The organism is Psychrobacter halodurans, from assembly GCF_017498075.1.
Classification (GTDB): Bacteria; Pseudomonadota; Gammaproteobacteria; order Pseudomonadales; family Moraxellaceae; genus Psychrobacter; species Psychrobacter celer.
This window is the reverse complement of sequence record NZ_JAGBKN010000022.1, coordinates 25,283-38,806: the sequence shown is the minus strand read 5'-3', so window position 1 is coordinate 38,806 and position 13,524 is coordinate 25,283. Positions and strand designations below refer to the sequence as shown.

Genomic DNA, 13,524 nt, shown 5'->3' with positions numbered 1-13,524 from the left:
AAATCTGGCCAAACGGTGTCAAATAGCTGACTAATATCTCAATATTATCTGCGCTATTTTCCTTGTTTGACGGCGATTTATCTCATTTTTATCGCTATTTTTAAAATGAGGACACACCCTAGTGGTTATGATTGCAGGCTTTGTACCCACTGCACGATTTGCTGACTGGGTAGCGCGCCTGACTGCCGCGCAATCTCTTTACCACCTCTAAAGGCCACCATCGTCGGTAAGCTGCGTATACGATAAGGGGCGGCGGCTTGTTCGTACTTATCGGTTTGCAATTTGGCAAAGACCACTTGTGGCAATTGACTGGCAGCCTCTTTAAACTGCGGCGCCATCATCAGACACGGCTGACACCAGCTCGCCCAAAAATCCACGATGGTCAATACCTCATTTTTTTGAATGACTTTATTGACGGTGTGTGCGCTCAGCTCATGCGCGCTGCCTGTCAATAATGGCTGACGACAGCGACCACAGTTTGGCGCAGCAGTCAGCCGCGCTGCTGGTATACGGTTGGTCGCTTGGCAGTGTGGGCAGACCAGATGTAGGTTTTGTTCATTCATCATCAGACTCCTTTTTTAGCCCTTATGATTTTTGTGGCGTATGTGTTTGTTACTTTTAAATATAGCATAACTTTACATGCTGCCATTATCCCAGCGCATTGATGGGTACTTTAAGATAACGGGTACCATTGGCTTCTGGTTGCGGAAAATTCCCTGCATCGATATTGACTTGTACAGCCGGAATAATCAGACGCGGCATCGAAAGCGTGGCATCGCGCCGCTCACGCATATGCACAAACTCTGCCTCGTTGATACCGTCTTTGACATGGATATTGCCCATTTTTTGGGCGGCGACCGTGGTCGTGGGGCAGTGTTTTCGTCCTTTGCTCGGATAGTCATGACACAGATACATGATGGTATCTTCGGGGAGCGCCAGCAACTTTTGGATAGAGTGATACAGCATCTTGGCATCACCACCTGGGAAGTCACAACGCGCCGTGCCGACATCAGGGGCAAACAACGTGTCTCCGACAAACACCACGGTTTTTTCGGCATCGGCTGCCAGATAGGCCATATCTGCACGCGTATGACCTGGCACATACATCGCTGTGATGGTGATGTCGCCAAGCGCTAAAGTATCGCCGTCGTCTGTCAAAATATCGAACTGACTGGCATCGGTGCGAAAACTCATGTCAAAGTTAAAAATTTGCTTAAATATTTTTTGCACTTCCGTGATGTGCTGACCGATGACGAGCTGCCCGCCGAGTGTTTCTTTGACATGAATGGCCGCCGATATATGATCGGCATGGGCGTGGGTTTCGATGATATACACCAGCTCCCAGCCCTGCTCGCGGACAAAGGCGAGGACCTCATCGACGCTACTGGTAGCGGTGTGACCAGACTTGGCATCAAAATCTAATACAGGATCGATGATGGCACATAGCTTGTGTTGGACATCAGCCAGTACGTGCGTATAGGTCTCAGTATCGCTATGTAAGAAAGAATGAACTTGCATGGCAGCCTCGCTATCAAAATGTTTCATCTATAAATATTTTTAACCTATAAATAATAGTTAAGTATGATATCGAGTCGTATATAATATTTACTCAGTTGCCGACTCGTTTATAGTGTTAATATAGCAACTCCCATACATTTTATCAATTTATATAATGTAATTAATGATAACTTGCTATCATTGATGATATCATTGATAATTAACCATATATTTATTGATGTTACCGAGACAGTTATTGCTATTTTATAAGGAGCTCACTCTGACTACTTCTACTTCAGCATCGAGTGCATCCATTCAGAGTACGAATGAGGATGCATCCACATATCCAGCAGACTTTGTCCCCGCCGATCTTGCCAAGCAGATGCAACAAGCCTCTATGCAAGCCAGCCAACTATTAAAGTCGCTCTCGCATCCTGATCGCTTGCTGCTGCTGTGTCAGCTCACCCAAGGTGAATACTGCGTCAGTGAACTTGAAGGTTTGGTCGGCGTTGGACAGCCCAGCTTGTCGCAGCAGCTCGGTATTTTGCGCAAAGATGAGCTGGTCACGACCCGCCGTGAAGGCAAACAGATCTACTATCGTATCGCAAGTGAGGATGCGCTGGCGGTCTTAAATCTGCTGTACCAACGTTTTTGTGCCAAAACCGACTAACCACAGTCAATCAATAGCCGTTCACAGACGCGGACGGCCACTATCACTTGATGGCGCTGCTATTTTTTGGTGTCGAAATATTTTTTAAGATGATGTACTGATATGTCTTCTATCGCTGCTCGCCTGATTCCCACATGGCTACGCCAATACCAGCTAGCCACCTTGCCAACTGACGTCATCGCCGGATTGGTCGTGGGCGTGCTTGTCATTCCGCAGAGCCTCGGCTACGCAGTATTGGCAGGATTGCCGCCTGTGTATGGCCTGTATGCGGCGATTGTGCCAGTCATTGTCTATGCTTGGCTGGGCTCGAGCAATGTCCAAGCGGTCGGTCCTGTCGCCATCACGGCTATTATGACGGCAAGTAGCTTGCTGCCCTATGCCGATAAAGGCGCTGAGCAGTACGCCTTGATGGCGAGCCTATTGGCGTTTATGGTAGGAGCGCTGCTCTGGGTAGCGGGACGTCTCAAGCTCGGCTGGATCATGCAGTTCATCAGCCGCGGGGTCTCGGCAGGCTTTGTCAGCGGTGCAGCGGTGCTTATTTTTGTCAGTCAGCTGAAGTATTTGACTGCGATTCCAGTCGCGGGTAGTAGCTTGATTGGCTATCTGTCTAGCCTGCAAATGTACATGCGCCAGCTGCATCCTCTGACCTTGCTTATCGGTGTCATCGCCTTTGCTCTTTTGGTAGCGAACCGCTATGCCAGCAAGTGGGTCTGGCGTACGTGGCTGTCAGCGTCATCGGCTAAATGGGCCGAGCGTTTATTTCCCCTGATTTTGCTCGGTGTGGCGATCATACTGAGTATGGCGCTGCATTGGAGCGCGCTGGGGGTTGCGACCATCGGCAGTATCCCGCAAGGGCTGCCAAGCTTCACACTACCGCATCTGCCCGATGTGCAAGAAGCGCTCAAGCTTTTGCCTACTGCAGGACTGATGGCGCTGATTGTCTTTGTGTCCAGCAGCTCTGTGGCGAGCACTTATGCACGCTTGCGCGGTGAGCACTTCGATGCCAACCGTGAGCTAACTGGTCTTGGGCTGGCCAACTTATCTGGCGGTCTGTTTCAGAGCTTTGCGGTCGCTGGCGGGTTTTCGCGTACCGCCATCAACGTCGACTCAGGAGCCAAAACGCCAATGGCCAGCCTCGTCACTGTAGTGGTGATGATCGCCGCGCTGATCGCTTTTGGTAATGCACTCGCGCCGCTACCCTATGCGCTGCTAGGAGCGACCATCATGGCCTCTATCATTGGGCTTATCGATATCGATACCCTAAAGTCGGCGTGGCAGCGAGATCGTTTGGATGCCGCCAGCTTTATCGCAGCGTTTGCAGGCGTACTGATATTTGGTCTAAATACAGGACTGGTCATCGGTCTGATGGTGTCTTTTGCCAGCCTTATCTGGCAATCAAGTAAGCCGCACGTGGCGATCGTCGGTCAGTTGGGCGGCACTGGTCACTTTCGCAATATCAATCGTCATGATGTGGTGACTTTTGATAATTTGTTGCTACTGCGTATCGATGAAAGCTTGTTTTTTGGCAACAGTGAATCGGTGCACCTGCGCATTTTAAAGGCATTACAACAATACCCCGAGGCGCGCGAGCTTATCTTAATCATGTCTGCTGTCAACCATATCGACCTGACCGCCCAAGAGATGCTCAGTACGCTCAACAAAGAGCTGGCACAACAACATAAACGTCTGCACTTTAGTTTTGTGAAGGGGCCTGTCATGGATGTCATCGGTCACACGCCGCTCATCACCGAGCTATCAGGACAGGTCTATCTCAGTACACTAGACGCGGTCAATTCGTTGACAGCGCGCTAGCAGGCGGTTGGTATAATGGCTTTATGATTGCGAGCTGATATTTGCCGCTTTGTTTTTACGACATCGCATCAATCACTGGTGTCACTGGCAATAAAATATCGTTATGATAGGATATAAAGCAGGCTGTTTTTTGTATAGACAAATAAATTAAAATAACAGGCTACCAACTCCCTCTCACGGAGGGTGCCTGACGCTTTGCCATCTGATGACAGACCGACTGCCCTATCCCATTTTTCACATATTTAATCGAAGCTATTTATGACCGATGACATAACGATTTATAAGCAAATTTATCCCAGCCAGTGTATCAAACTTGCCGAGCTGGGCTATCGCTCTGTGCTCAACATCCGCCCTGATGCAGAAGTGGAGTCACAGCCCAATAGTGGTGAGTTTGCCGATGCCACCGAGCAGGCAAACCTAAGCTATCAGCACCTGCCTTTTGATGATGAGCGTTTGAGTATGCTGACCGTCGAGCAGTTTGCCGCCCTTTATCACACGCTGCCCAAACCCATCTTGATGTTTTGTGGTACTGGAGCGCGTGCCAAGCTCTTGTATCAAAGCGCCTTAATGCAGGGTTTGTTGTAAGCCTATATAGCCGAGTGCCGCTGGCGGTATTACCCTGCGCTCTATGACTGTACGGCTTTATGAATACACGCTATAAGCTATAAGCGACAAACAGCCATCTCTGATTTTTGGCTGATAAGCCATGATAGAGCCCAACAGCTCTATACACGTAAAATGCTGGCGCAAAAACCAGCCCACACAACTAAAAATAGGAAGATTTATGAGTCATCAAGTTCGTATCACAGGGCAAATCACCCCTGACCAAGTCCCTATGCTCGCCGAAAACGGTTTTAAAACCATCATCAACAACCGTCCTGATGGCGAAGAGCCAGGACAGCCAACCAGCGCAGAGATTGAAGCGGCAGCGATCGAGGCAGGCTTGGCTTACAAAGAAGTGTCTTTTGCCGGTAGTGAGCTCAACCAATACCACGTCGAAGAATTCGCAGATTTTTTTAATCAAGCTGAGCAGCCCATGCTGATCTTCTGCCGTACGGGCAACCGCTCAACCGGTATCTACGAAGCGGCCAAACGCATGGATTTGCTAGACGACTAGACTATCATTAAGCCATGCGCCCGCCAGATACCCCATGGCAATAGCAATAAGTGCCTGTGCTAATGACATTAACAACGCTCAGGACGCATGACATAAGCGATGAACCATAAAAACCCCTGAAGTCTATATAGGCTTCAGGGGTTTGTTTTATAAAAGATAAGTAGTTAAGTAGAGGCTTACTGCATCACCAAGTATTCAAACGCTGATAATGCCGCTTTACTGCCCTCACCCATCGCGATATTGATCTGCTTAAAAGGGACTGTGGTCACGTCACCACAAGCAAAGATACCTTTGCGATCGGTGCGGCAGCGCTCATCAATCTCAATCTCACCAAAGCGGTTTAGATCGACAAAGCCTTTGACAAAATCCGTGTTTGGCATCAGACCAATCTGGACAAACACCCCTGACAAATCGCGCTCATGGGTCTCACCGGTGCTGCGATCTTGATAAACGATAGACGTCACCTTATTGTCAGTCGCTTTGATCTCTTGAGTGGCCGCACTGGTGATAAACTCGATATTGTCTTTTTCTTTGGCTTTATTAATCAGCACCTGATCGGCTTTGAGGTCGTCTGCAAACTCAAGCACCGTCACATGATTGACAATACCCGCTAAGTCCAGTGCTGCCTCGACACCTGAGTTACCACCACCGATGACGGCGATGTCTTTACCTTTAAAGAACGGGCCATCACAGTGAGCACAGTAAGCCACGCCTTGACCGATGTTTTCTTCTTCGCCTGGCACACCAAGCTTACGCCACTGGGCACCGGTCGCAAGGATAATGCTGCGCGTCTCAAAGCTCTCACCGGTGTTTAGATGAATGCTGTAGTTTTCCTCGGCCGTCTCACCGATTTCTTTGACACTGACGTGCTCTTTTAGGGTGATGTTGTACTCGCGCAAGTGTTTTTCAAAGTTGGCTGACAACTCGTTACCCGTGGTCAACGGTACAGAAATCAGGTTTTCGATGTCTTGCGTGTCTTTTACTTGTCCGCCAATACGGTCAGCGACCATGGTGACTTTGAGGCCTTTACGCGCGGTATAAATCGCGGCGGCAACCCCAGCAGGACCAGCACCGATGATGGTGACATCTTGCTGCTCTAATTGGTCTTCATCAGCGCCTGCCTCTGCTAGCAAGTCAGGGAACTGCTCTTGCAGTTTTTCGATGAGCTTTGCCGTATCGATCAGACCATTGGCAAATGGCTTACCGTTTAAGAAAACCGCTGGCACGCCTTGAATATTGTTTGCCTCGACCTGCTCTTGGAACAAGGCGCCATCGATCATCTCGTTGCTGATATCATCGTTAAGTATCGCAAATTGGTTAAGCGCTTGCACCACTTCTGGGCAGCTGTGGCAAGACAATGAGACATAAGTCTGGAACTGCAACGGCTTATTAAAGCGTTTGATCAGTTTTTGAATACCCTCGTCTAACTTCAGCGTATGACCGCCCGCTTGCAAGATTGCTAAAACCAGCGAGGTAAACTCATGGCCACCTGGGATACCGCTAAAGACGATACCCGTATCACTCAGCGCGCCATCGATATGGCTATAAATCGCAAAGCTGATCGCGCTTGGTAAGCTGTCGTCAGTGGCTTTTGCATCGAAATTGATTTTATCAGTTGTACCTGCGATTTTACTCAAAAAATCAATCAACTCACTGCGTTTTGCGTGCTCACCGCTACCCAACACAAAGGTAATCGGACGAGTCATGTTTTCGCTATAGCTTTTGATCGCATCTAATAAATTTTGATCTATCATGTTTGTTCCCCATCATTATTGGATATGTAACGGCAACTGTCGCATTGCCTGTTCAAATACGGTTTTTTTGTGACTGTTTCTGTTATAAAAAAGCGATTGGGCATTTGGTTTATGCCCTTTGATGTCTCTATTATCATAGGTTTAGGCATGTGGGGCAAGCTGAGAAACTCAAACCTTACGTTTTATAAAACCAATCGTAAACGATTAAATATGATTAATACTAAAACCACCCTTGACGGATTGCCATGGTATCAAGGCGGTTTTTTCGCTACAATCAAATGAGGCGAATGGGAAGGGTTCTTATTTGTCTGCATCAACCTCAAGTCTCACCATTACAGCAATCTTCACGATCATGCGCTCATACTTGCTGGTGTTTGTGGCAAGCTGGCGCTTCATAACAAGGATGACAATATGAGAAAGACTGATACATGGCAAGATAACCGAGAGATCATCAGCGAACTAAAACAAAAAGACAGTCACTTTGCCAGCATTTTTGATGAGCACACCATGCTGGATCAGCAAATCAATCAGCTGGAAAAAGACACGGTCAAGCATGCCAGCCGCGAAGACGAAATTGAGCAAATGAAACGACGAAAGCTGCATTTAAAAGATGAAATTTATCAAATCATCGATAAAAACAAACTACAGTCTCAGGCTTAGTACCACACGCCCTAGGGCAAAAACACAAACATTTTTTAATCATATAAACCCCCATCAATCTTTGCTGATAGGGGTTTTGTTTCATAATATAACTAGGGCGTGTCTTCAATTCGCTTGATCGCGACTTTGCCAGCCAGCTTGCCATCTGGATAGTCGCGCGGTAGTACCTCAGGGTTTGGGTGCTGTTGTTTTTGCGAGCCTAGCAAAGACTGCTGCTGCTGAGGAAAGTTTTTATTTTTTGATTGATGACTCATGATTTTACTCTTTTATTATCATATTCATTCTTATAATGGTCTTGATTAAATCATCGATGATAAAACAAGCTGTTGAATAATCCACTGCCGCTTATCATTTAAAGCCTGTAATCAGCACAAATAACCGAAAATAGAATTTGGTAAAATCTGGTGTCAGCCTTTGGACGAGATGTAAAAAAAGACCCTATCAACATCTGCTGATAGGGTCTTTGTCTATGATACTGGCTCTAAACATAGTTAAACGCCAGTGCCATAACGTTACCTAAGAGGTCTATCGACTACTTAGATTTTACCAACCAAATCAAGGCTTGGTTTTAGTGTTGCTTGACCTTGCTCCCAAGCGGCTGGGCAAACTTCGCCGTCGTTGTCACGAACGTACTGAGCGGCTTTTACTTTGCGAACCACGTCTTTTGCGCTACGGCCGATGCCTAGGTCATGGATTTCAGCTACTTTGATGAGGCCGTCTGGATCGACGATGAAAGTACCGCGAAGAGCAGCGTTGTCTTCTTCGATCATGATGTTAAAACCACGAGTAATTTTACCAGTGCCATCACCTAGCATTGGGAAAGTGACTTTACCAATCGCTTCTGAAGAGTCATGCCATGCTTTGTGCACAAAATGCGTGTCAGTTGATACTGAGTACACTTCTACGCCTAAGTCTTTTAGCTCTTGGTAATGGTTTGCCATGTCTTCAAGCTCAGTTGGGCAAACAAAAGTAAAGTCGTGTGGGTAAAACATAAACACAGCCCAGCTGCCTTTTACGTCTTCTGAAGTGATGGTTTTGAACTCACCGTTTACAAACGCTTCTGTTGAGAATTCTGGGATTTCTTGATTGATAATAGCTGCCATGATTGGCTCCTTTTTTGATTACAGTGTTTTAAGTTGCATTGTGATGATAGAGTTGGCTGTTTTTACCAAGCCTTTAACTCTCTGGGTTACATGACAAACTATACGCGAATTTCATGGTTAATCCAGTTAAAAGTTTTTAATGTGATGTTTTGTTTTATTAAACTTGTTAAACTATTATCTCCAGTTTTTATCATCAGTGCTGTACGCGTGTATGCTGGCCTGATAGTAAGCAAGTATCTTACATCAATCATCTGACAAGATAGCATTAAAAAGCCCATAAATAGAGAGGTTTTATGATTACTTTACGTCAACTTGAGTTTGCCTTAGCCGTCGCCAAACACCGCCATTTTAAGCGCGCGGCCGAAGAGTGCAATATTTCACAGTCTGCGCTGAGTCTCGGTATCGCTGAGCTCGAAAAACAGCTAGATACGCAGATTTTTGAGCGTAACAATAAGCAAGTGCTGATCACCCCGATTGGGCAAGATATCTTGACACGCGCTCAGCGGGTGTTTTCTGAAGTGCGGGATTTGACCACCCGCGCCCACAGTCATAAGACCCCGCTTGCGTATCCGATGACGGTCGGTATCATTCCAACGATTGCCCCGTACTTGCTGCCTAAAGTACTGCCCGCGCTGCGCGAGCATTATCCTGAGTTTCGCATGACCATCATCGAGCAGCAAACCGAACGCCTACTCGAGCAGGTGCGCTACGGCCATATCGATACTGCTATTATTGCGTTGCCTTATGCCGTCGATGGGCTACACAGTTTTGAGTTTTGGAGTGAGGACTTTTTTGCCGTATTCCCCAAAGACGATGTGCACGCCAAACTTGAGACCATCAATGCTGATGAGCTGGCGACGGCCAATTTGATGCTCCTCGGTGAAGGGCACTGCTTGACCGATCAAACCTTATCGGTCTGTCACTTCGATCGCGCACAGATGAAATCGAGCTTTTCTGATGCCAGTCTCAATACTTTGATTCAGATGGCACTTGCCAACATGGGGACGACGCTGGTGCCAGAGATGGCCTTAGATCAGCTGCATTTGCAAAACCGCAACGCTGTCGCCGTACCACTGGCAGAAGACGGCCCGCATCGTCATATTGCCTTTGTCACACGCTTAAACTATGCGCGGGTCGATGATGTCAATTTGCTGGGTAAAGTGTTTAAACAGGCGTTTGAAGATGCTGCAAACAAGTCCTAAGCTGCAGGACTTAGCCGTAATGAGCAGTAATGAGCAAAACAACTTAGGTGAGGTATGAGCCAATTTCCACAAATAACCCTTAATTCTGGTCACTATCTTGCTCAGCACTTATCTGCGATAAATAGCGATATCAAGCCGGCGACAGTCCATGCGCTGTGGCAAGATATCGCTACTCGCTATAACGAAACGACACGCGCTTATCATACCTTAAGCCACCTGCAGCAATTGTTCGCGCAGTTTGAGCAAATCAAGCACAAGCTTAACGAGCCTCATATTGTCGCATTAGCCCTGTTTTATCATGATGTGATATATGACCCGCTGCGTACAGACAATGAGCAAAAAAGCGCCGAGTATGCAGCAGAGACGTTACGCCCGTATCTGAGCGCTGAGCAATGCGAGCACCTCTATGCGCTGATCATGATGACCGCCAACCATCAACTTACGGGGCTATCCGACCCTGACAAAGTCAATGATGCCGCTTATCTGTTGGATATGGATTTAAGCATTTTGGCTGCGCCTTGGTCACAGTACGAGCGCTATGCGCAAGCGGTGCGCCAAGAGTATGGCCATGTGCCATTAGCCGAATATCGTACAGGACGAATGGCGGTATTAAACAGACTATTGGCGCAGCCAACGCTTTATCTGACTCATTATTACTATGAGCGGCTTGAGACGCCAGCGCGAGCAAATATCCAACGCGAGCTTACTTTGCTTGCAGCTTAATAAATAGCTCGCTGCCTTGCCGTGCTGGATGTGAGTTATAGCAGCGCTCCATAATATCGATATCAAAATGGCTGGCAAAATGCTGCTGATACGCTTCTTTTGTACCACCAAAGGGCGGCTCATCACGGCCAAAATCGACATCAAACAACACACCAACCAGCTTACCTTGTGGTTTGAGTAGTGAGGCCATTTTTTTGACATAGTCGTCGCGGCGTGAAGGGTCAATGGCACAAAAAAAAGTCTGCTCAAGTACGCAATCAAACTGATACTGCGCAGGCGATAACTCAAAAAAGTCGGCGCAAACTAAATGCTCAGATGGAAAGTCAGGATAGCGCTCGGCAAAGTCATTGATGGGCGCTGGAGCAAAGTCCACCAGCGTCACATTGGTAAAGCCTTGCTCATGCAAATAGCCTACCTCGTAAGCATTCCCTGCTCCTGGCACCAAAATAGCCTGCGCCTTAGCTGATTCAGGCAACTGGTCTATATAGGCTTTGAGCGGTGGCGACACTTGACCCATATCCCAACCGGTACTGTCTTGCTCGTAGCGCTGCTGCCAAAACTCGGCTTGACTGACATTTTCCATATTATATTTATCCTTGCTTATTTTTAATAATACGTTTTGTACTGTTATAGATTATCATATCAGTATTATATAGGTTACTTGGCGTTATTATTGATATAGTCGATGCACTCTTAATCCAACTGCCCTGTCTTGCCTGCTAGCATATCGTGCCAATACCGGTAGTCTGGCATCGCGGTCGCCACCGTTTGCCAAAACTCATGGCTATGGTTGGCATGATGCAGGTGACACAGCTCATGGACGATGACATATTCGGTGCATTCAAGCGGATAGGCAGGCAGATATACAGATAGCCAAATACGACGCGCGCGCGTGTTGCAGCTGCCCCAGCGCGTGTGCATCTTTTTTAGGCGTATCTCATTGGCATAGGCACCGACCACAGGTTGCCATTTGTCAAACAATGACGGCATGGTAGCCGCAAGCTGCTCACGGTAATAGGCCAGTTTTTTATCACGGCTGAGGGTCAGGGATTGCTCGGCACCCCAAAGTAAAATAGGGCTGTCGGCCGTTGAAGAGTCCGCTAAAGGACGGTGTTTACGCTGGTGCTGCTCTAAGACCTGTGCGTGATTGTCAATTGCCCAAGACACACGCTTGGCAATGGCTTGCTCGATTTGCGCGGTACTGATAAAAGCCGGTGCGGAGACCATCAATGTGTAAGGCTTTAAGCGAAAATTGATGTTTTTGACGCGCTTTTTATGGACTTGCAGCTCTATCCCTGCCTGCGCAAGATGTTGTCTCACCGCATGTAAACTGATGGCCTGTCTCCTTACATTCTTGCTTTATTATTTAGCATTCACCGCCGTTACAGCGCTTGTAAATGATTGTCAAAAGACATTTTATGCCACTTGCTATCGCTCCTCACTTGCCAAGCGTTATCTAATGATGTGCTGGCGGCTAACGCTGCTGTCGGTGCCGACTTCACCTCTAATGTCGTTAGCCGTCCTTGCCCATCACTCACGATAAAGCCTGCTTTTTTCTCATCAGCCAACACCGACGCGCCCGCACAATCTGGCAAACTGACATCGTTGATTAGCTGCCGCGTATTTAGATCATAAATCGCCGCACAGCCGCCAATCGGGGTGGTGACGCATAGTAAATCATGCACACTGTCGACGGAGACGCTGGCGATATACTGATGAAAGCGCTGCCACTCATCATTAGGCATGGTGAGCGGCTCGAATTCAACATCACCGCGCTGATGCGTCAGTACCAAGGGCACATTGATATGCTTATCTCCTTGAAACTGAATACCAATCATCACCGTGCCATCGTCATGCATGGCGAGATGACGCACGCTCATCTGGTTGTGCGCTGGGACGACCTGCTCCAGCAACGCGCCCGTATGACGATTGAGATACACCAATGATGGACGCATACTATCGAGATTTAGCTCTTCGCGTGAGGCGCGCTCGGTTTTGATACCGCCATTGGCGATCACCAGTGTGTAGCCATTAGGATGCATCACCAGCTCATGCGGGCCGATACCAAAAGCATCAAATTCTGCGATTTTCTGATAGCCATTAGTCGCATCATAGACACCGATTTTGCCATCGAGGCTCACCGTATCGTTTTCGGTCACATACAAACGCTGGGCATCTAAGCTATAGCAGGCATGGCCATAAAAATGTCGATGGCTTGGCGCTTGAATGGCTGTCTTGACCTGTCCTGTGGCAGTATCAAGCACCCAAAACCTCTCACTAGGACGACGTCCCATCACCACAACATCACGGCGCTGCTGATGATTGGTTTTATGGTATTGCATATCGTACTGGGTATCTGTATCAAACACTCCATCGACAGACGGCTGTACGACGATATCATGGACACGCTCAGGCATGGTGGTCTGCCAAACGATCTGTCTATCAGCGTCAATACCGACGACGCCAAAGTGATTGTCAGACTGGCCATCAGGGTGGTCAGTGGCAGTGAGATTTTTTGGCATAGACGCCACCCCACTTACCCAGCACACGGGGCGTGCCATCATGGTGGTGGTATGCACAGCAGCCAAATCAGATATAACGTTGTTATCAGTGTTATCAGTGTTATCAGTGTTATCTGAATAAGGCTGCTGATAGGCTCGCTGCCATGTCACCGCCGCCTGCTGGCAAGCATGGCGAAAGCGTGATAGCTTTGACCACTTAGGCTGCTCCGACGGCTGTGGCACTGAACTACTGCTCAACTGCCATGTTTGCCACTGCGCGCGGACACCGATCACGTAATCTTGCAAGCTTGCATCGGGCTGCCGGCGTTTACGATAATGATGATGGACAGCGACCAGCGCCGCCGTACCTGTGACACTAGCGAGCGTCGTCGTGACAGCGGACGTCAGTCGCTCGTGGCGAGACTGGTTACCTTCGTGCAGCAGTAAAGCTCGGGTATGGGTATCGTCGTTACGCTTACGCATTA

The 13,524-nt window shown here is 48.0% G+C and carries 15 protein-coding genes; 7 read left to right on the top strand and 8 right to left on the bottom strand.

Features of this window, described 5'->3' with window-relative positions; all coding sequences use genetic code 11:
* Positions 1 to 125 precede the first annotated feature (125 nt).
* On the bottom strand, positions 126 to 563 hold the full coding sequence (trxC, locus tag J3491_RS09765) for a thioredoxin TrxC (protein WP_075100416.1): 438 nt from the start codon (positions 561 to 563) through the stop codon (positions 126 to 128).
* Between the two features lie 85 nt (positions 564 to 648).
* Complete coding sequence (locus J3491_RS09760) at positions 649 to 1,518, bottom strand: MBL fold metallo-hydrolase (RefSeq protein ID WP_100750100.1); 870 nt, start codon at positions 1,516 to 1,518, stop codon at positions 649 to 651.
* Positions 1,519 to 1,753: 235 nt separating this feature from the next.
* Here J3491_RS09760 and J3491_RS09755 point away from each other — a divergent pair, with 235 nt between their 5' ends.
* The 4 genes from J3491_RS09755 (at position 1,754) to J3491_RS09740 (ending at position 5,096) form a co-directional block, all read left to right on the top strand.
* Entirely contained in the window at positions 1,754 to 2,167 is a 414-nt protein-coding gene (locus tag J3491_RS09755) for an ArsR/SmtB family transcription factor (protein WP_424108359.1), read from the top strand.
* A gap of 102 nt (positions 2,168 to 2,269) precedes the next feature.
* Positions 2,270 to 3,979, top strand: coding sequence for a SulP family inorganic anion transporter (locus tag J3491_RS09750; RefSeq protein ID WP_207970072.1), 1,710 nt, complete (start codon positions 2,270 to 2,272; stop codon positions 3,977 to 3,979).
* A gap of 258 nt (positions 3,980 to 4,237) precedes the next feature.
* The gene (locus J3491_RS09745; RefSeq protein WP_207970071.1) at positions 4,238 to 4,564 is read left to right on the top strand and encodes a protein tyrosine phosphatase family protein; all 327 of its coding nucleotides are present in this window, start codon (positions 4,238 to 4,240) and stop codon (positions 4,562 to 4,564) included.
* A 199-nt stretch (positions 4,565 to 4,763) separates the two neighbouring features.
* On the top strand, positions 4,764 to 5,096 hold the full coding sequence (locus tag J3491_RS09740) for a protein tyrosine phosphatase family protein (protein WP_207970070.1): 333 nt from the start codon (positions 4,764 to 4,766) through the stop codon (positions 5,094 to 5,096).
* Positions 5,097 to 5,272: 176 nt separating this feature from the next.
* Here the strand turns inward: J3491_RS09740 and ahpF are convergent, their stop codons facing one another.
* The gene (gene ahpF / locus J3491_RS09735) at positions 5,273 to 6,850 is read right to left on the bottom strand and encodes an alkyl hydroperoxide reductase subunit F (protein WP_207970069.1); all 1,578 of its coding nucleotides are present in this window, start codon (positions 6,848 to 6,850) and stop codon (positions 5,273 to 5,275) included.
* A 411-nt stretch (positions 6,851 to 7,261) separates the two neighbouring features.
* Here ahpF and J3491_RS09730 point away from each other — a divergent pair, with 411 nt between their 5' ends.
* On the top strand, positions 7,262 to 7,510 hold the full coding sequence (locus tag J3491_RS09730; protein ID WP_207970068.1) for an HP1242/YdcH family protein: 249 nt from the start codon (positions 7,262 to 7,264) through the stop codon (positions 7,508 to 7,510).
* Between the two features lie 92 nt (positions 7,511 to 7,602).
* Here J3491_RS09730 and J3491_RS09725 read toward each other — a convergent pair whose 3' ends face one another.
* Both J3491_RS09725 and ahpC read right to left on the bottom strand, forming a co-directional pair.
* The gene (locus J3491_RS09725) at positions 7,603 to 7,764 is read right to left on the bottom strand and encodes a hypothetical protein (RefSeq protein ID WP_207970067.1); all 162 of its coding nucleotides are present in this window, start codon (positions 7,762 to 7,764) and stop codon (positions 7,603 to 7,605) included.
* Between the two features lie 282 nt (positions 7,765 to 8,046).
* A complete protein-coding gene (gene ahpC / locus J3491_RS09720; protein ID WP_075100409.1) occupies positions 8,047 to 8,613 on the bottom strand; it encodes an alkyl hydroperoxide reductase subunit C in 567 nt (188 codons plus the stop codon).
* Between the two features lie 293 nt (positions 8,614 to 8,906).
* Between ahpC and J3491_RS09715 the strand changes: the two genes are divergently transcribed.
* The gene (locus J3491_RS09715) at positions 8,907 to 9,815 is read left to right on the top strand and encodes a hydrogen peroxide-inducible genes activator (protein WP_075100408.1); all 909 of its coding nucleotides are present in this window, start codon (positions 8,907 to 8,909) and stop codon (positions 9,813 to 9,815) included.
* A gap of 54 nt (positions 9,816 to 9,869) precedes the next feature.
* Positions 9,870 to 10,538: an HD domain-containing protein gene (locus tag J3491_RS09710; RefSeq protein WP_207970066.1), complete on the top strand. Its 669-nt coding sequence runs from the start codon at positions 9,870 to 9,872 to the stop codon at positions 10,536 to 10,538.
* Here the strand turns inward: J3491_RS09710 and J3491_RS09705 are convergent.
* The 3 genes from J3491_RS09705 to J3491_RS09695 form a co-directional block, all read right to left on the bottom strand.
* Positions 10,519 to 11,121 carry a methyltransferase domain-containing protein gene (locus J3491_RS09705; RefSeq protein WP_207970065.1) on the bottom strand — a complete coding sequence of 201 codons (603 nt, stop codon included), beginning with the start codon at positions 11,119 to 11,121 and terminating at the stop codon, positions 10,519 to 10,521. The genes J3491_RS09710 and J3491_RS09705 overlap by 20 nt on opposite strands.
* 110 nt (positions 11,122 to 11,231) lie before the next feature.
* Entirely contained in the window at positions 11,232 to 11,858 is a 627-nt protein-coding gene (locus tag J3491_RS09700) for a M48 family metallopeptidase (protein ID WP_241900750.1), read from the bottom strand.
* Positions 11,859 to 11,920: 62 nt separating this feature from the next.
* Positions 11,921 to 13,522, bottom strand: coding sequence for a DUF1513 domain-containing protein (locus J3491_RS09695; RefSeq protein ID WP_207970064.1), 1,602 nt, complete (start codon positions 13,520 to 13,522; stop codon positions 11,921 to 11,923).
* Between the last annotated feature and the right edge of the window lie 2 nt (positions 13,523 to 13,524).

Coding starts and splice junctions, on each gene's coding strand:
- trxC (WP_075100416.1), bottom strand. CDS start 563: ATGAATGAACAAAACCTACATCTGGTCTGCCCACACTGCCAAGCGACC.
- J3491_RS09760 (WP_100750100.1), bottom strand. CDS start 1,518: ATGCAAGTTCATTCTTTCTTACATAGCGATACTGAGACCTATACGCAC.
- J3491_RS09750 (WP_207970072.1), top strand. CDS start 2,270: ATGTCTTCTATCGCTGCTCGCCTGATTCCCACATGGCTACGCCAATAC.
- J3491_RS09745 (WP_207970071.1), top strand. CDS start 4,238: ATGACCGATGACATAACGATTTATAAGCAAATTTATCCCAGCCAGTGT.
- J3491_RS09740 (WP_207970070.1), top strand. CDS start 4,764: ATGAGTCATCAAGTTCGTATCACAGGGCAAATCACCCCTGACCAAGTC.
- ahpF (WP_207970069.1), bottom strand. CDS start 6,850: ATGATAGATCAAAATTTATTAGATGCGATCAAAAGCTATAGCGAAAAC.
- J3491_RS09730 (WP_207970068.1), top strand. CDS start 7,262: ATGAGAAAGACTGATACATGGCAAGATAACCGAGAGATCATCAGCGAA.
- J3491_RS09725 (WP_207970067.1), bottom strand. CDS start 7,764: ATGAGTCATCAATCAAAAAATAAAAACTTTCCTCAGCAGCAGCAGTCT.
- ahpC (WP_075100409.1), bottom strand. CDS start 8,613: ATGGCAGCTATTATCAATCAAGAAATCCCAGAATTCTCAACAGAAGCG.
- J3491_RS09715 (WP_075100408.1), top strand. CDS start 8,907: ATGATTACTTTACGTCAACTTGAGTTTGCCTTAGCCGTCGCCAAACAC.
- J3491_RS09710 (WP_207970066.1), top strand. CDS start 9,870: ATGAGCCAATTTCCACAAATAACCCTTAATTCTGGTCACTATCTTGCT.
- J3491_RS09705 (WP_207970065.1), bottom strand. CDS start 11,121: ATGGAAAATGTCAGTCAAGCCGAGTTTTGGCAGCAGCGCTACGAGCAA.
- J3491_RS09695 (WP_207970064.1), bottom strand. CDS start 13,522: ATGCGTAAGCGTAACGACGATACCCATACCCGAGCTTTACTGCTGCAC.